Origin of the sequence: Pseudomonas promysalinigenes, assembly GCF_014269025.2 — a bacterium.
GTDB classification, from domain to species: Bacteria; Pseudomonadota; Gammaproteobacteria; order Pseudomonadales; family Pseudomonadaceae; genus Aquipseudomonas; species Aquipseudomonas promysalinigenes.
In genome coordinates, this window is sequence record NZ_CP077094.1 from 1,772,133 (window position 1) to 1,787,526 (window position 15,394).

The following is a 15,394-nucleotide window of genomic DNA, read 5'->3' on the forward strand; positions in this document are numbered from 1 at the left end:
CCTAATAACTAAGTTGACTGGCGAGTGTCTAGATTGCGCTTTATAGGACGAAGGCATTCGCCCATCGAGACTTTAGAGTCGTAGGTTTAGAGGCGTCCTCAGTAGGCCGATTGCACTTAGCTGATAAGCGTGCGAGTCCTTATGGGCCTAGATAAATCTATGGTGATTGCCCTGCGTCCGAATTTGGGAGCCTGGCTATATGCGCGGCCTCAACTTGGCGCATTTTATTGCGAAGATCCGAGTTGGTCGGTTGGATATACACTTGGCAAGAAGTCACGCATTTATGGTGCATGGCTTTTTTGATCTCGACAGCACTGAATCCAGCCTCTGCAAGTCGATAGCCATAGGCATGTCGATGTCCATGCTCGGTAGTGCCATGGTACTTGGAAGATCTCAGATCAATTCTCTCTACGGCTGCACGATGCAGGCGCTGGAAGTTCTTGATGGTTTCAGGCTGGCCTTGGCTGTTGGTAAATGCATACGGGTGCCCTAGGCCTTTCGGTTCGACGCGCTGATAAAGTACGTAATTACGGAAAGCCAAGAGAAACTCTTGAGCTTTCGATGGCGGGAAGAACTGGACTTCAAAGTAACGTTGATTGTTAATGGCGGGCGCCTTCCAGCCCGCATGCTGTGATTCGGATTTCAAATATTCCGTGCGTGGCTTTAAGCGAAATTTCTTAAGTAGATACTCTCTGCGGTTTGCATAATTGTCGTCCTTTACTTTCCCCTCCGCTGGGTGGTGGATGGTCACGACTGCTTCCATTAGATCTTCATCAATATCTATGTCGTCAAGGTAAATATGAAATGCCTCGCTTTTACGAATGCCGCCACTGTTCATCAGGATTGTTATGCACTGACTTTTCCAATCGGTACGCAGGTTTTTTTCCTCGTCTTGCTTGCCTGCAATCACGAAACCTTCATCAAGAAGCGTATGGAAGTGCTTTTCAGGAAAGCGCTTTACTTCATCGACAATCACGCTTGATTGTTGCCGTCCCACCTCGCGGGTAAAGAAGTTCGCCTCCGCTTGCGCGTTGCTCGTCAAGTGATTCAAGAGCTTGTTGTCTTGGTGATGATGGTAGGCGCACCAATTCAGTCGTTCCTCGTAGCCAGTGGCGTCCCTGATCGGATTCATGACAACTCCACTGTGGCCTGGTTGACGAGTGAGCCAGTCGGTGTATCCCGTCAATAGGTTGATCAGGTCGTCGGCAGTCTCCGTCGTGCGGGGCGCCCAGTACAGGCCTGTCGGGTCTTCCAGGCGCTCGTCGACTGTTCCGTAATAGAGCGCATGCCGAAAACCTTTGAGTAGATCTGTGGGGGAGGTGAAAGGGATCCCGCCGTGGTCGACGAAGGTCAGCAACAGTCGGACGACCAGGTTCACTTTCTGGTGCCATGATTGGCTGCGATGCTGCTCACTCTGATACTGCAGCAGGGAGGTCAGGATGCCCTTGTCGGTCAGCACAGCCGGCAAGCGAGTCGTCTTGACATTGGTCGGCCCCCGGTAGTCGACCTTGACCTTGATGACGGCGCTCATCGATCGCGATCTCGGATGAGGTGGTGACGAAGGAGCTGAGAGCGCTTGTTGATGTGGGGCTCATTCGAAGGCGGGGCGACGGTGCCGATGTGGGTGGAGGTCTGATTGTCGAGGCGCATGCAAAATAGATCCTAGATTTTGGAAGTGAGGGCTTGACGCGTTAGGTATACTCGGTATATATTGTTGATATCTATAAATCCATGTTATCACTGTTGCTTTTTCTTTAGGAAGCGCTTTTGCGTTTCTCCTACTATTTTGTGCCTGCCTGCCTGCCTGCCTGCCTGCCTCTGTCCCTCTGTCCCTCTGTCCCTCTGTCTCTCTGTCTCTCTGCTTGATCGACTCCTTGAGCTTTTCCATCTGTCGCTGCTTGGCTAGCAGATCTGGGGGGGGCGGCCGGGTGTCGGTATCCGTTGTGAGGGGGCGCACGGATTCCGCCCCTGGCGCCTTTATATAGAAGGACGCAGACTCAAGGTTTGGCGACCGTGTGGTCGGGATGGTGATCGCAAGGAGTGTGGTGCGAGTGATTTCTGAGTTGAAGGATGATGATTTCCCAGCGATCTACGAGTCCCTGGTTGCCTTGCTCCCCGATAGGCCGTGGGTCAAAAGGGTGTTGAGCTTGGAGCATCAGGTTGGCGAGGCGCCCCTGATGCGTTCTTTTCTCTGGAGCCGGAACATCATTGCCTACGGGCTGAGGGAGTTTGATTGTCACGGGCTGCAGCCGCCAACCTCAGAGTCGTGGGGTGCCATCAAGAGTGCGCTGATTTTTGCGTCGCAGGTCTTGTTGCTCTGTCGACAACACTCATCTGGTGGTGACGAGGAAAGTCGGGGAAAGCTTTTGGGGCGAGTGCGGCATGCCATCAAGGATCCAGATGGTATGCGTGGGCTTCGCTTGGAGCTCATGGTGGCAACGCACCTGAGTCGGCAGGGTTGCGAAATTCAGTGGATGGAAGAAGACGTGGGGGTTGGTACCTTCGACTTGCTCGCCAAGCTTCCTGGTGGTGCTTCGGAGGAGCCGGGTGATGTTTGGGTGGAGGTCGAGTGCAAGAGTATTTCCGCTGATCGGGGAGAGCCGCTGACAGAGGAAGAATTCAACCTTCTGGTCGGCCCCATCCTTCAGCTCATTGAGCCGCGTTTGCTCCAAGTCGAGCGCCATTTTTTTGGCATCTCGGTTGTCTTTACAGGCAAGCTGCCCAAAGGGGCGGCGCAAGGGTCGGTCGTCGAGGCGGTAGCGAGTGCAGTTGGCAGAGCGAGATCCGGAGAGGAGGCATTTGAGGTGCCAGGCGTTTGCCTGGTGCGAGTAGTTCTCTCTGATCTCAGGGAGGTGGTAGTCAAGGGTGAGGGGCTTGCGAGGGAGGAGGCTTACGCGCTCGCCGACCATCTGATCGGAGCGGGGAACGGTTTTCGCGTCATCAAGGGATTTGGAGATGAGTGCTACCTTTCGATTGATTTTCAGGCCGCGCTCCCAAGCAATTTCGAGGCCGGGCTCGGCAATGTTGCAAAGCGGGCTGTTCGCAAGCAGATGACTGGTGCGCGCCCGGGCTGTTTGGTTGTCGGGGTTGAGCGTCACTCCGGGGCTTCGCTCGAAGAGGTGTCACGCCAAGAGTCTGATGAATTGGCGCAAAGGGCCGCCAAGCTGCTCCGTGAGAGCCCGCACCTTGCTTCAGTCGTGTATGTCAGTGCGCCGATCTTGGAGCGAGTTGAGGCTGCGGATGATGGTTGGAGGCGGGCAGGGGAAGCGGCAGTGCTTGAAGGTCAGGAGCAGGGGCTTGTTTCCGAGGGGGAGCTCAGTCGCACGTATGTGTTTGACAACCCGGCTGGTCATTACCCGCACCTTCGACTCAGTCGGCTTTTCGGGGTTGGCTGAGCATTGAGTTTGATTTGGGCTGCACCAAACTGGTGTCAATCGCGTCCGGGTCTCAGCACATCTTCAAGGGCGTGCGCCTCTCTAAGGTTTCCCCGATGAGTCCGCTGCTGCTATTTGGGGGAGGGCTTTGGGTGGGCGCTTACCGCGCCGGCGATTGATCCAGTCGAAGGTGCTCGGCCCAGTGTAGCCGTTGTGGTGCCGAGGCTTGGGGTGGCTGAGGGGCGGGTTGCTAGAAATAGTAGGTCGTGGGGTGGGGTGATAATACCAGTACAACAAGAAGCTGCTGCGCGAGATCGATCGTCGGGTCCGTTATCTGCGCAAGCGGCTGGAAGATGTCAAGGTTGTCGCTTACTCGCCTGAGCAGGAGGGCAAGGTATTTTTCGGCGCCTGGGTCGAGATCGAGAATGATGATGGCGAGGCCATGAGTTTTCGTATCGTGGGGTACGACGAGATCTATGGTCGCAACGACTATATTTCGATCGACTCGCCCATGGCCCGCGCGTTGCTCAAGAAGGAGGAGGGCGATGAGGTGGTAGTCAATACGCCGACCGGCCCAGCCACGTGGTATGTCAATAACATCCGCTATGGGCAATGAGTTCAGTCCTCATGAGCGCGCCTGAGGCCAGGGCGTGCGCCTCAGGTTTGCAGCAGTCTAGAGTTTTCAAGTTTCACGCAGCACTGCCAGGGGGCTGGCATTGAGCGCCCTGCGTGTTCCAAGCGTGCCTGCTCCGCCCACCAATATCGCCCCAAGCAATGGCAGCGCCAGCAGCCACAGGTGCGGGCTCCATTGCAGGTCGAACGCATAACGGTACAGCACCAGCGTGATCAGTTCGCAGCCGAGCGCCGCTAACGTGCCACTGGCGGCACCCAGCACACCGAACTCAATGCGCCGAGCCCTGACCAGTAACGGCCGCGAAGCCCCCAAGGCGCGGAGGAGGGCGCCCTGGCGAATCCGCTCATCCAGGGTTGCCTGCAAACCGGCGAACAGGACTGCAAGCCCTGCTGCGAGCACGAACAGCAATACATATTCGACGGCCAGGGTCACCTGGGCCAGGATGCTGCGCAGCTGCTCCAGAAGGGCGTCGACTTGCAGTATGGTCACGGCCGGGAAGGCCCGGGACAGTGCGACAACGTCCAGATCATGGCCGGCGGCCAGGTAGAAGCTGGTCAGGTAAGTAGTGGGCAGGCCCTGCAGGGTGCCAGGCTGGAAAATCATGTAGAAGTTTGGCTGAAAGCTGTCCCAATGGACGCTACGAAGGCTAGTGACCCGTGCCAGGCGTTGTTCGCCGCCTATATCGAAGGTCAGCAGGTCGTCCAGTTTCAGCTTGAGGCTGTTGGCCAGCTCGGCCTCGACCGATACCCCAGGGATTTCATCGCCCACCGGCAGTGCTCCCCACCAGTTGCCCGCGCTCAAGCTATTGCCTGCGGGCAGGTCGGCCGCCCAAGTCAGGCTGAGATCGCGTTGTACCGCCCGCTCGCCCGCGGACTCCTTGCTGACGATCTGTTGCACGGGTTGATCGTTGATCAGAATGAGCCTGCCTGGCGTCACCGGATACAGCGGCGCCGAACTGGCGTTGACCCCACGCAGGTGTTGGGCGAAGGGTTCACGGTCGGCGGGCAGGATATTCAGGGCAAAGTAATTGGGCGCGTCTTTGGGTAACTGCGCCTGCCAGGTGTCGAGCAGTTCTGCCCGCAGCAGCGCAACGAGCGCCATGGCCAGCAGGATCAGGCCAAAGGCCAGAGCTTGCCCGGCGGCTGCGGTGGGGTGGCGTAGCAACTGGCCTAATCCCAGACGCCAGGTCAGCGGTGCTCCGCCAAGCGCCCTGCGCAGGCTTCGCAAGCCAAGCAAGAGCAGGCCCCCAAGCAGCAACGCCGCGATCAGACCGCCCCCTAGCAGGGCGAAGGTTAGCAGCAGATCAAGGCTAAGACGCCACATGATCAACCCCAAGGCGAGCAGCGCTGCACCATACACTAACCAACTGCTGGGTGGGACCGGGAGCAGGTCACGGCGCAGTACCCGCAGAGGTGGCACCTGCCCGAGCGCCGCCAGTGGCGGTAAGGCAAAACCGGCCAGGGCTACAAGGCCGGTGGCGATGCCCGCCACGGCCGGAAGTGCGCCCCCTGCTGGCACTACGCTGGGCAGCAGGCCGTGCAACAGGCGGAATAAGCCCAGTTGCGCAAGCCAGCCCAGGACAGCACCGGCTAATGCGGCTATCAGGCCAAGAATCGCCAACTGCAGGCAATACAGCCCCAGTGCCTGATGCCGCGACAGCCCCAAGCAGCGCAACAAGGCGCTGGCGTCCAGGCGGCGCGCTGCATATCGGCTGGCTGAAAGCGCCACTGCAACGCCCGCCAGCAGCACGGCAACCAGGCTGGCCATGTTCAGGTACCGCTCGGCCTTGCCCAAAGCTCCGCCGATTTGCCGGTTGCCGTCGCGTGTGTCGAGCAAGCGCTGGCTGGCCGCCAGGTTTGGCTCTACCGCCTGGCGGTATTGCGCAAGCGCTTGTGCATCACCGCGCCAGAGTTCGCGATAGGTAACCCGGCTGCCAGGCTGAATAACCCCAGTGGCCTGCAAGTCTGCCAGGTTCATCATCAGCCGCGGCGTGAGGCTGTAGAAGTTGTTGGCACGATCCGGTTCGTAGGTCAGGACCCGGCTGATGCTTAAAGTTTTCATACCGACGTCAATGCTGTCGCCGATCTTGAGCCCCAGCGCCGCCAGCAGACGTGGCTCGACCCAGGCTTCACCGGGTGCTGGGCCGCCGCCCGCTGACTCCTCGGCGTATGGGGCGCCAGCGCTGCGCAGCTGGCCGCGCAGTGGATAGGCGCCGTCGGCTGCCTTGATACTCGAAAGCTGAATACCGGCATCGCCACCTACCACACTGGTGAATTCCACGACCTGGGCGTGGCGCAAGCCCAATGCCTGCCCAGCGCTGAGCTGCTCGTCATTGGCAGGAGCACTGCCTTGCAGTACCAGGTCGGCGCCAAGAAACTCGCTGGCGCGCAATTGCATCGCGCCATTGAGGCGAGCGCCGAAATAGCCGATGGCGGTACTGGCGGCGACTGCTACCACCAGGGCGAAAAACAGCACCCGGACCTCGCTGGCGCGGACGTCGCGCAACAGCTGGCGAAAGGCCAGGCCACACAGACGGGGTAAGGGCATATGCTTCATCAGGCCTCCACCGGCGTTACCAAGTGGCCCGCCTCCAGGCGTATCTTGCGTCGGCAACGCCTGGCCAAGCGCTCGTCATGGGTGACCAGTACCAGTGTGGTGCCGCGTTCCTTGTTCAATTCGAACAATAGATCGCTGATGCGCTCTCCCGTATGGCTGTCGAGGTTGCCCGTGGGCTCGTCGGCGAACAGCACGGCCGGTTGTGCTGCAAACGCACGGGCGATGGCGACCCGTTGCTGTTCGCCGCCGGAAAGTTGCCGTGGAGTGTGGGTCAGGCGCTGACCAAGGCCCACCCGCTCCAGCAAGGTGCGCGCGTGGTCGCGGGCATCGCGCCGGCCGTCAAGCTCCAAGGGCAGCATCACATTCTCCAAAGCGTTGAGGCTGTCTAGCAATTGGAACGACTGGAAAACGAAGCCTACATGCTCGGCCCGCACCCTGGCGCGCTGGTCCTCGTCCAGGGGGCCGAGGTCTTGCCCAGCCAGGATCACCTGCCCGGCACTGGGCCGGTCCAGGCCGGCCAGCAGGCCGAGCAAAGTCGATTTGCCCGAACCCGAGGCGCCGACAATGGCCAGGCTGTCACCCTTGGCAAGGTTCAGGGACAAGGCATGCAGAATGGTCAGATCACCTTCCGCGCTGGGTACCACTTTGCTAAGGTTCTGAGCAACGAGAATACTGGGGCCCATGGAGAATCCAATGCGAATGTGGTGGTTGAGTGCCGGCTTGGCTCTGTATTGCCTGGGCCAAAGCGCGGCGGCGGGAACATTGCTGGTCGTCGGCGACAGTATAAGCGCCGGCGCTGGCCTGGATATCCGCCAGGGTTGGGTCTCTTTGTTGCAGACCCGGCTCAAGGCTGAAGGTTTCGACGATCAGGTGATCAATGCCTCGATCAGTGGCGACACCAGCGCAGGTGGTCAGGCGCGGCTGCCGGCGCTGCTTGCAGCCCACAAGCCTAACCTCGTGGTGCTAGAGCTGGGTGGCAACGATGGCTTGCGTGGGCAGCCTCCAGAGCAATTGCAACAAAATCTTGCCTCAATGATCGAAAGTGCCCGTCAGGCGGGTGCCAAGGTGGTGTTGCTGGGTATGCGCCTGCCCCCAAACTACGGCGTGCGTTACAACACCGCGTTTGCCAACGTGTATCAGCAACTGGCAACGCAAGAGCAGGTGGCCCTGGTGCCATTCTTCCTCGAAGGGGTGGGCGGTGTGCCGGGCATGATGCAGGCAGACGGCATCCATCCGGCGCAAGTGGCCCAGCAGCGCTTGCTGGAAAATGCCTGGCCGGTGATAAAACCCTTGCTGTGACGCTTTAAACGGGGGCGGCTTTCGGCTAATGTTGCGCCCCCTGTTTCGAGAGCCCCCGATGCCGCGTCCTGCCTGGTCCCTGTTCGCCTATCAACTGATCGAGCCAGATGAGCAGCTTGACCTGTTCGCTTGCCAGGAAGTTCGTGTTCACCTCGTGGCTCGTCAGCTCGAGCTTGGAGTGCCGGTCGACCGCACCTTGTGCGGTGGCTTGCTTCCTGCCCAACCACGGTGGTCTGGGGTGCCTCGCAGCATTTACCGTGACGGGCGTCTTTGCGATCTTTGCCGGGCCATCCTCGATGCCCAGCGCCGTGGCATGCGGCCGGTGTGGCCAGAGTTGTGAGTTGAACGGCTAGGCGTCACTGGCCACACCTTTCATCATTCGAAACGCTTGCAAGGCTCCAGCGCCTCCCGCTTGCAGCGAGGCGGGTGTACAATCGTGCCTCTTGATTACCTTTCGAAGGATTTACCGGATGTTGCCGCGCTTTCCCGCCGTCACCCGTTGCCTGTCCCTGGCCGCCCTGCTGGTAGCGGGCCCCGCTGTTGCGCTGGAACTGCCACTGCCACCACCGGGTGAAGACGTCGTTGGCCAAGTCCAGACCATCAAGGCCAAGTACGAGGATACATTTGCGGACATCGGGACCGCCAACGACCTTGGCTACCTCGAGATGATCGCCGCCAATCCGGGTGTCGACCCATGGCTGCCTGGCGCAGGCACCGAGATCATTCTGCCTACCCGCTTCATCCTGCCGCCTGGGCCGCGTGAAGGCATCGTCATCAATCTGGCCGAGTATCGTATGTACTACTTCCCGAAAGGGCAGAACGTGGTGCATACCTATCCGCTGGGTATCGGTCGCGAAGGCTGGGGCTCGCCAATCGCGTTGACCAAGATCATCGCCAAGACTCCGAACCCGACCTGGACGCCACCGGCCTCGATTCGTGCCGAGCATGCCGCTGATGGCGACATTCTGCCCACCGTGGTGCCTGCCGGCCCTGACAACCCGCTAGGGCCCTTCAAGTTCACCCTAGGTGTACCGGGCTACCTGATCCATGGTTCGAACAAGAAGTTTGGTATCGGCATGCGTACCAGCCATGGCTGCTTCCGCATGTTCAACAATAACGTACTGGAACTGTCGAAAATGGTGCCGGTGGGTACGCCAGTGCGCATTATCAACGAGCCCTACAAGTTCGGCATCAGTGCCGGCAAGGTTTATCTCGAAGCGCACACGCCATTGGATGATAAGGGCAACCCATCTGTGGTCGACAAGCACACGGCCGTTATCAATGCCTTGCTCAAGCGTGAAGACTTGGCCAACAACCTGCGTATGAATTGGGACATGGTGCGTGACGTGGTTGCCGCAGAAGATGGCATGCCAGTGGAAATTGCCGTTCCGGTCAACAATCAGGGTGGGGCGCCTATGGTCTCGAGCATCCCTCCTGAGTTGCAGTGATACGCTCTACGTTCGCGACCCGTTCAGGTGTAAGGCCTGGTCGGGTCTTTAGGTTTCTTGCTGGCGATCAGGCAACAAAAAAGCCGACCCACAAGTGGGTCGGCTTCTGAACAATCCGTAAGGATTATTACTTGCGGCTGGCTTTGTCCAGCATACGCAGAGCGCGCTCGTTGGCTTCGTCAGCGGTCTGCTGAGCCTTCTGAGCGGCAGCCATAGCGTCGTCAGCCTTACGGTAGGCTTCGTCAGCACGGGCTTGGGCGCGAGCTGCTGCGTCTTCAGTCGCAGTCAGACGAGCTTCGGTTTCTTTGGATACGCTGCTGCAACCGGTAGCCAGAACTGCGGCCAGAGCCAGAGCAGAGAATTTCAGAACGTTGTTCATCGTGTTCCCCTTCAAGGACTTTCTATTAAATAGCCATCTCTCGGAAAAGAGAAACTGGCCGGCGTACATAGTACCCATTACTTGTAGTAAGTAAACTGACCGAACGCAAGAACAGCAAAAAAAATGTTGCCTAGGGTGACGCCGTCAAGGTTTTCGAGCTGATTGTGAAAAAAACCTATCGGGGCTGCAACCGGCTGTAGAGATGCAACTTTTTTGTTGAACTAGTGGTGACTTACAGTGTCACCAGGCGTCTTAAGCAGAACATCATCCGGCAGCTATTGCGGGTTCTGTTACGCGGAGGTTCAGAGCAAACCTCTGCTACTTTTAAAGCGAACCACCTTGAGCATTTGCGCTTATGGTGCCTACTATTTGGAGTGGCCAGCTCGGACGAACCATTAGTAAATGCGTCGGGTCAAAGGCCCTAGAGGGTGGCGCTGAGGTTCCTCCGCCGGACAAGCCAACGCGGTTAAGGTTAAGGTCTGCCAGAAAGGCCTGCGAGGAGTAGTGATGAGTGAAACGTTGACCATCCACCATGACCAGGCCGGTCATCAGTTCGAAACCAATGTGGACGGTCATCGTGCCTACCTGACGTACATGGACCTAGGCAAGCAGACGCTGGATATCTACCGCACATTCGTGCCCAATGCCTTGCGCGGTCGGGGTATTGCAGCTGCGCTGACCGAGAAGGCTCTCGAGTACGCCGACCAGATGGGTTACACGGTGATCCCTTCCTGCTCATACGTTGAGCGTTACATGGAACGTCAGCAGCGCCATTCGAGCAAGGCATGACACAACGAAAAAGCGGGGCCATGTCTGGCCCCGCTTTTTTTAGCCGCGGTTGCGCTGAGGAAGCACATCCTTGAGCTTGGCGCGCATGCTGCGCAGGGTCTTTTCAGTGGCTGCCCAATCGATGCACGCATCGGTTACCGACACACCGTACTGCAGTTCGTCGAGGTTTTTCGGGATCGACTGGCAGCCCCAGTTCAGATGGCTCTCGACCATCAGGCCGATGATCGACTGGTTGCCTTCGAGAATCTGATTGGCGACGTTTTCCATCACCAGCGGCTGCAGAGCCGGGTCCTTGTTGGAGTTGGCGTGGCTGCAGTCGACCATGATGTTGGCCTTGATCTTGGCCTTGGCCAAATCCTGTTCGCAGAGGGCGACGCTGACCGAGTCGTAGTTTGGTTTGCCATTACCGCCGCGCAGTACCACATGGCCATACGGATTGCCCTTGGTGGTGACGATAGAGACGCCACCTTCCTGGTTGATGCCAAGGAAACGGTGCGGCTTGGACACCGACTGCAGGGCGTTGATGGCGACTGTCAGGCCACCATCGGTACCGTTTTTGAAACCGACGGCCGAGGACAGCCCGGAGGCCATTTCGCGGTGAGTCTGCGATTCTGTGGTGCGAGCGCCGATAGCCGACCAGCTGATTAGGTCCTGCAGATACTGCGGGGAGATGGGGTCGAGCGCTTCCGTTGCGGTCGGCAGGCCCATTTCGGCTAGGTCCAGCAGCAGCTGGCGGCCGATATGCAACCCGTCCTGGATCTTGAACGAGTCATCCAGGTAAGGGTCGTTGATCAGGCCCTTCCAGCCCACAGTGGTGCGCGGCTTTTCAAAATACACCCGCATGACCAGGTACAGCGTATCGGACAGCTCCTCGGCCAACACCTTCAGGCGCTCGGCGTATTCATGGGCGGCCTTGATGTCATGGATGGAGCAGGGGCCGACCACCACGAACAGGCGATGGTCCTTGCCGTCGAGTATGTTGCGCACCACTTCGCGGCCCGCAGTCACGGTCTGCAAAGCCTTGGCGCTGAGGGGGATTTCCTTCTTGAGCTGATCGGGGGTGATCAAGGTCTCGTTGGAGGCAACGTTAAGGTCGTCGATCGGTAAATCAGCCATCGTGTTACTCGTCAGGTCACGGGTGCCGGCCGCCAGCAATCCCCGTGCGGCCCAGCAGCAATAATGTTCGCAGCGGGGAGCCGAACCTTAGCGCGTTACAGAGGGCGCGACAATGGGATTTGGCAGGGCAAGCCGTGCTTGTGTGTGCCAGGCGACCTGAGAAGGTGTAAAAAAGCGCATCAACCCGTCCTGGAGAATCACATGGCTGCTCGCAACCTTCGTATCGGTATCATTGGCAGCGGTGCCATTGGTGGCTTCTATGGTCTGATGCTTGCCCGCGCCGGGTTCGATGTGCATTTCTTGTTGCGCAGCGAATATGAGGTGGTGCGCGAGCAGGGCCTCAAGCTCGAACACGCCGAGCTTGGCAGCTTGCACATGCCAGTCAAGGCCTATGCTCGCGCTGCCGACATGCCACCCTGTGATTGGCTGTTGGTCGGTGCCAAGGCTACCAGTGGTGCCGGGCTCGCGGCGCTGATCGAACAGGCAGCCGCTGCCGATGCCAGGGTGGTGGTGCTGCAGAATGGCTTGGGTGTTGAAGACCTATTGAGGGCCAGCCTGCCTGGCAATTTGCACTTATTGGGTGGCCTATGTTTCATCTGCGTCAATCGCCAAGCCCCGGGGATTATTCGTCACCAGGCGTTGGGTGCTGTCAACCTTGGTTATCACAGCGGGCCGGCCAATGATGGCGGCGCGGCGATAGTCGAAGCCGGCGCCGGGCTGTTCCGGGCGGCGGGCATCGATTCTCAGGCCATGGCTGACCTGGGCCAAGCACGTTGGCAAAAGCTGGTATGGAACGTGCCCTATAACGGCCTTTCGGTGTTGCTCGGCGCCAGCACTCAGCAGCTGATGGCCGATGCCGACAGTCGCGAGTTGATCAAGTCATTGATGGCTGAAGTGGTGCAGGGGGCGGCGGCGTGCGGGTATGAGCTTCCAGAAGGTTATGCCGAGCAATTGCTGCTGATGACCGAGCGGATGCCCGATTACTGGCCGAGCATGTACCACGATCATGTTCAGCGCCGCCCGCTGGAGCTGGATGCAATCTATGCCGAGCCTTTGGCTCGCGCGCAGGCGGCTGGGTGCAGCCTTGCGCGCATTCAGATGCTTCACCGGGCCCTGACCTTCATCGATCGGGCCAATCGTTCGTGCTGATGCGCAGCAGGCCGCAGCGCCACCACGCAGGATGGCAGAGCGCAGGGCCGGGGCGCTGCTAAGCTGAATCTTGCTCTGCCGCAACGGCAGTCGAGGAGGTCGAATGATCCGCTCCATGCTGTACGCCACTGACCTCGGTGTCTACGCCCCTTTTGTCATGCAGCACGCCCTGACCTTGGCTCGCGCCTTCGGTGCAGAGCTTTATGTGATTCACGCGGTGGAGCCCATGGGCCAGTTCGCCGAATCCTTGCTGCAAAGCTACCTTGATGAACAGACGCTCGATGCATTGCACAGCGAGGGTGTCAACACGGTGATGGCTAACATCGAACAGCGGGTCCTTGAAAACTTTCGTGACGAATTGGGCGAGGACGCAGATTTGGCGTTGATCAAGGCAGTGCGCGTGCGTCAGGGTGACCCGGCGCAGGTCATTCTTGAGCAGGCGCAGCGACTGAGCGTCGATTTGCTGATCTTCGGCAGCCACAGTGCCGGGGCCGGTGTGGATGTGCCGATCGGTCGCACGGCGGTGCGCCTGCTCCAGTTATCACCAGTACCGGCCTACATGGTGCCGTTATCCCAACACCTTGGGCGTAGGAAATTGTGAAGCAAACGGTCGGATGATTCCGTGGCGCGTGTAACAAAATAGTTCTAGTTTTATTTCGATAACCACTAATATAGTTATATCTCGTCACTGCTCGCTGCTGCTGACCTACCGCCGATTCGAGGGAAACCTATGAAGCTTCAACAACTGCGCTACATCTGGGAAGTGGCGCATCACGACCTCAACGTCTCCGCGACGGCGCAAAGCCTCTACACTTCGCAGCCGGGCATCAGCAAGCAAATTCGCCTACTCGAGGATGAGCTGGGCGTAGAAGTCTTCGCGCGCAGCGGCAAGCACCTGACCCGCGTTACTCCGGCTGGTGAGCGCATCATCAATACCGCTGGCGAGATCCTGCGCAAGGTCGAGAGCATCAAGCAAATCGCCCAGGAATTCTCCAACGAGAAGAAGGGCACGCTGTCCATCGCTACCACCCATACTCAGGCCCGCTACGCGCTGCCGCCTGTCATTAGCAACTTCATCAAGCAGTACCCGGAGGTGGCCCTGCACATGCATCAGGGCTCCCCCATGCAAATTGCGGAAATGGCAGCTGACGGCACTGTCGATTTCGCCATCGCGACCGAAGCGCTGGAGCTGTTCGGCGACTTGATCATGATGCCATGTTACAAGTGGAACCGTTGCGTGGTGGTACCCCAGGGCCATCCGCTCACCAAGCTGCCCAAGTTGACGCTGGAAGCGGTCGCAGAGTACCCGATCGTGACTTACGTGTTCGGCTTTACCGGCCGCTCGAAGCTCGATGAAGCCTTCAATCATCGCGGCCTGACGCCCAAAGTGGTGTTCACCGCCGCCGACGCCGACGTGATCAAGACCTATGTGCGCTTGGGGCTGGGTGTGGGCATCGTTGCGAAAATGGCAGTGGATACCAAGCTGGACAACGATCTGGTTGCGCTGGACGCCAGCGAGCTGTTCGAGGCCAGCATCACTAAGATCGGCTTCCGTCGTGGCACCTTCCTGCGCGGCTTCATGTGCGACTTCATCGAGAAGTTCGCTCCGCACCTGACCCGCGAAGTGATGGCCAAGGCCATTCAGTGCCACAACAAGCAGGAGCTCGAAGAGCTATTCGATGGCGTCGAGTTGCCCGTGCACTGATTGGAGGCTCTCAGCGCAGCTGATCTTGATTGCGTGTGGGCGGTTTTAGGCGCGAAGAAGCCAGCGCAAGGCCATGAGGCAGTTGCTCCCGCGGTGGCTTCTCAGGCTTCAGACGAGCCCGCTGGCCTTTGCCGTCTATGCCTTGCTGATCAAATTGCCTGCGTGCAGCCCGCACTCTTTTTGAGTTGACTCTTCCCACCACCAGCGGCCTTCGCGTTCGTGCTGGTTTGGCAGAACCGGACGCGTGCAAGGCTCGCAGCCGATGCTGATGAACCCACGTTCGTGCAGGCTGTTGTAGGGCAGCTCCAGCATGCGGATGTAGCCCCATACCTCTTCACTGGTCATCTGCGCCAGAGGGTTGAATTTGTACAGGGTGCGCTCGGGCGTGGAGAAGGCGCTGTCGACTTCCAGAGCAGCCACCTGGCTACGGGTGCCTGGGCTCTGATCGCGGCGCTGGCCGGTGGCCCAGGCGCTGACGGTCGCGAGCTTGCGCCGCAAGGGTTCGATCTTGCGGATACCACAGCACTCGCCGTGGCCGTCCTTGTAGAAGCTGAACAGACCTTTTTCTTTCACGAACGGATCGAGCTTGGCGCGATCCGGGCTCAGGATTTCGATCGGTAGGTTGTAATGCTCGCGCACTTGGTCGATGAAGCGGTAGGTTTCAGGGTGCAGGCGGCCCGTGTCCAGGCTGAAGACCTTGACTTGTTTGTTCAGCTTCCAGGCCATGTCGACCAGCACCACGTCCTCGGCGCCGCTGAAGGAAATCCACAGGTCATCACCAAAGTGCTCGAAAGCGAGCTTGAGGATGTCTTGCGGGGACTTGTTGGCATAGGTCGCGGCCAGGGCGGCGACGTCGAAAGGTTGGCTCATCAGGCGGTTTCCATCTTGGCTGTGGCGCTGTGCGCTCGTAGTGGGGTGATGGTAACAAAAAATGACGTGCCAGAC

At 59.0% G+C, this 15,394-nt stretch carries 14 protein-coding genes and 1 pseudogene; 9 read left to right on the forward strand and 6 right to left on the reverse strand.

What is annotated here, in order from left to right:
• Positions 1-157 precede the first annotated feature (157 nt).
• A complete protein-coding gene (gmtY, locus tag HU725_RS08175; protein WP_186476803.1) occupies positions 158-1,531 on the reverse strand; it encodes a gamma-mobile-trio recombinase GmtY in 1,374 nt (457 codons plus the stop codon).
• A gap of 520 nt (positions 1,532-2,051) precedes the next feature.
• Here gmtY and HU725_RS08180 point away from each other — a divergent pair.
• Both HU725_RS08180 and greB read left to right on the forward strand, forming a co-directional pair.
• Complete coding sequence (locus HU725_RS08180) at positions 2,052-3,395, forward strand: hypothetical protein (RefSeq protein WP_186476804.1); 1,344 nt, start codon at positions 2,052-2,054, stop codon at positions 3,393-3,395.
• A gap of 262 nt (positions 3,396-3,657) precedes the next feature.
• Positions 3,658-3,990: pseudogene (greB, locus tag HU725_RS08185) on the forward strand (transcription elongation factor GreB); the annotation flags it as partial.
• A gap of 66 nt (positions 3,991-4,056) precedes the next feature.
• Here the strand turns inward: greB and HU725_RS08190 are convergent.
• Positions 4,057-6,564: an ABC transporter permease gene (locus tag HU725_RS08190; RefSeq protein WP_186476805.1), complete on the reverse strand. Its 2,508-nt coding sequence runs from the start codon at positions 6,562-6,564 to the stop codon at positions 4,057-4,059.
• Positions 6,564-7,247: an ABC transporter ATP-binding protein gene (locus HU725_RS08195; protein WP_186476806.1), complete on the reverse strand. Its 684-nt coding sequence runs from the start codon at positions 7,245-7,247 to the stop codon at positions 6,564-6,566. Before HU725_RS08195 ends, HU725_RS08190 begins: the two co-directional genes overlap by 1 nt.
• A gap of 10 nt (positions 7,248-7,257) precedes the next feature.
• On the opposite strand from HU725_RS08195, the gene HU725_RS08200 reads away from it, so the two are divergent.
• The 3 genes from HU725_RS08200 to HU725_RS08210 all read left to right on the forward strand — a co-directional run bounded on the left by HU725_RS08200 (position 7,258) and on the right by HU725_RS08210 (position 9,311).
• The gene (locus HU725_RS08200) at positions 7,258-7,863 is read left to right on the forward strand and encodes an arylesterase (protein ID WP_060476778.1); all 606 of its coding nucleotides are present in this window, start codon (positions 7,258-7,260) and stop codon (positions 7,861-7,863) included.
• 58 nt (positions 7,864-7,921) lie between these two features.
• Positions 7,922-8,203 (forward strand): hypothetical protein, encoded by a 282-nt coding sequence (locus HU725_RS08205; RefSeq protein WP_060476779.1) that lies wholly within the window; start codon positions 7,922-7,924, stop codon positions 8,201-8,203.
• A gap of 130 nt (positions 8,204-8,333) precedes the next feature.
• A complete protein-coding gene (locus tag HU725_RS08210; RefSeq protein WP_060476780.1) occupies positions 8,334-9,311 on the forward strand; it encodes a L,D-transpeptidase family protein in 978 nt (325 codons plus the stop codon).
• Between the two features lie 127 nt (positions 9,312-9,438).
• Here HU725_RS08210 and HU725_RS08215 read toward each other — a convergent pair whose 3' ends face one another.
• Positions 9,439-9,690, reverse strand: coding sequence for an Lpp/OprI family alanine-zipper lipoprotein (locus HU725_RS08215; RefSeq protein WP_003250288.1), 252 nt, complete (start codon positions 9,688-9,690; stop codon positions 9,439-9,441).
• 507 nt (positions 9,691-10,197) lie between these two features.
• On the opposite strand from HU725_RS08215, the gene HU725_RS08220 reads away from it, so the two are divergent.
• The gene (locus tag HU725_RS08220) at positions 10,198-10,479 is read left to right on the forward strand and encodes a GNAT family N-acetyltransferase (protein WP_027919638.1); all 282 of its coding nucleotides are present in this window, start codon (positions 10,198-10,200) and stop codon (positions 10,477-10,479) included.
• 39 nt (positions 10,480-10,518) lie between these two features.
• Here the strand turns inward: HU725_RS08220 and HU725_RS08225 are convergent, their stop codons facing one another.
• Positions 10,519-11,595 (reverse strand): 3-deoxy-7-phosphoheptulonate synthase, encoded by a 1,077-nt coding sequence (locus HU725_RS08225; RefSeq protein ID WP_060476781.1) that lies wholly within the window; start codon positions 11,593-11,595, stop codon positions 10,519-10,521.
• A 201-nt stretch (positions 11,596-11,796) separates the two neighbouring features.
• On the opposite strand from HU725_RS08225, the gene HU725_RS08230 reads away from it, so the two are divergent.
• The 3 genes from HU725_RS08230 to cysB all read left to right on the forward strand — a co-directional run bounded on the left by HU725_RS08230 (position 11,797) and on the right by cysB (position 14,449).
• Positions 11,797-12,744 (forward strand): putative 2-dehydropantoate 2-reductase, encoded by a 948-nt coding sequence (locus tag HU725_RS08230; RefSeq protein ID WP_186476807.1) that lies wholly within the window; start codon positions 11,797-11,799, stop codon positions 12,742-12,744.
• 103 nt (positions 12,745-12,847) lie between these two features.
• Positions 12,848-13,345: a universal stress protein gene (locus tag HU725_RS08235; RefSeq protein ID WP_060476783.1), complete on the forward strand. Its 498-nt coding sequence runs from the start codon at positions 12,848-12,850 to the stop codon at positions 13,343-13,345.
• A 129-nt stretch (positions 13,346-13,474) separates the two neighbouring features.
• Positions 13,475-14,449, forward strand: coding sequence for an HTH-type transcriptional regulator CysB (gene cysB, locus HU725_RS08240; protein ID WP_186476808.1), 975 nt, complete (start codon positions 13,475-13,477; stop codon positions 14,447-14,449).
• A gap of 135 nt (positions 14,450-14,584) precedes the next feature.
• Here cysB and HU725_RS08245 read toward each other — a convergent pair whose 3' ends face one another.
• Positions 14,585-15,319, reverse strand: a complete 735-nt coding sequence (locus tag HU725_RS08245) for a phosphoadenylyl-sulfate reductase (RefSeq protein WP_060476785.1) — start codon at positions 15,317-15,319, stop codon at positions 14,585-14,587.
• Between the last annotated feature and the right edge of the window lie 75 nt (positions 15,320-15,394).

What these genes read in the sequence shown, in the direction of transcription:
- HU725_RS08200 (WP_060476778.1), top strand. Translation starts at nt 7,258, where the DNA reads ATGCGAATGTGGTGGTTGAGTGCCGGCTTGGCTCTGTATTGCCTGGGC.
- HU725_RS08190 (WP_186476805.1), bottom strand. Translation starts at nt 6,564, where the DNA reads ATGAAGCATATGCCCTTACCCCGTCTGTGTGGCCTGGCCTTTCGCCAG.
- HU725_RS08220 (WP_027919638.1), top strand. Translation starts at nt 10,198, where the DNA reads ATGAGTGAAACGTTGACCATCCACCATGACCAGGCCGGTCATCAGTTC.
- HU725_RS08245 (WP_060476785.1), bottom strand. Translation starts at nt 15,319, where the DNA reads ATGAGCCAACCTTTCGACGTCGCCGCCCTGGCCGCGACCTATGCCAAC.
- HU725_RS08225 (WP_060476781.1), bottom strand. Translation starts at nt 11,595, where the DNA reads ATGGCTGATTTACCGATCGACGACCTTAACGTTGCCTCCAACGAGACC.
- HU725_RS08230 (WP_186476807.1), top strand. Translation starts at nt 11,797, where the DNA reads ATGGCTGCTCGCAACCTTCGTATCGGTATCATTGGCAGCGGTGCCATT.
- HU725_RS08205 (WP_060476779.1), top strand. Translation starts at nt 7,922, where the DNA reads ATGCCGCGTCCTGCCTGGTCCCTGTTCGCCTATCAACTGATCGAGCCA.
- gmtY (WP_186476803.1), bottom strand. Translation starts at nt 1,531, where the DNA reads ATGAGCGCCGTCATCAAGGTCAAGGTCGACTACCGGGGGCCGACCAAT.
- HU725_RS08210 (WP_060476780.1), top strand. Translation starts at nt 8,334, where the DNA reads ATGTTGCCGCGCTTTCCCGCCGTCACCCGTTGCCTGTCCCTGGCCGCC.
- HU725_RS08195 (WP_186476806.1), bottom strand. Translation starts at nt 7,247, where the DNA reads ATGGGCCCCAGTATTCTCGTTGCTCAGAACCTTAGCAAAGTGGTACCC.
- cysB (WP_186476808.1), top strand. Translation starts at nt 13,475, where the DNA reads ATGAAGCTTCAACAACTGCGCTACATCTGGGAAGTGGCGCATCACGAC.
- HU725_RS08215 (WP_003250288.1), bottom strand. Translation starts at nt 9,690, where the DNA reads ATGAACAACGTTCTGAAATTCTCTGCTCTGGCTCTGGCCGCAGTTCTG.
- HU725_RS08235 (WP_060476783.1), top strand. Translation starts at nt 12,848, where the DNA reads ATGATCCGCTCCATGCTGTACGCCACTGACCTCGGTGTCTACGCCCCT.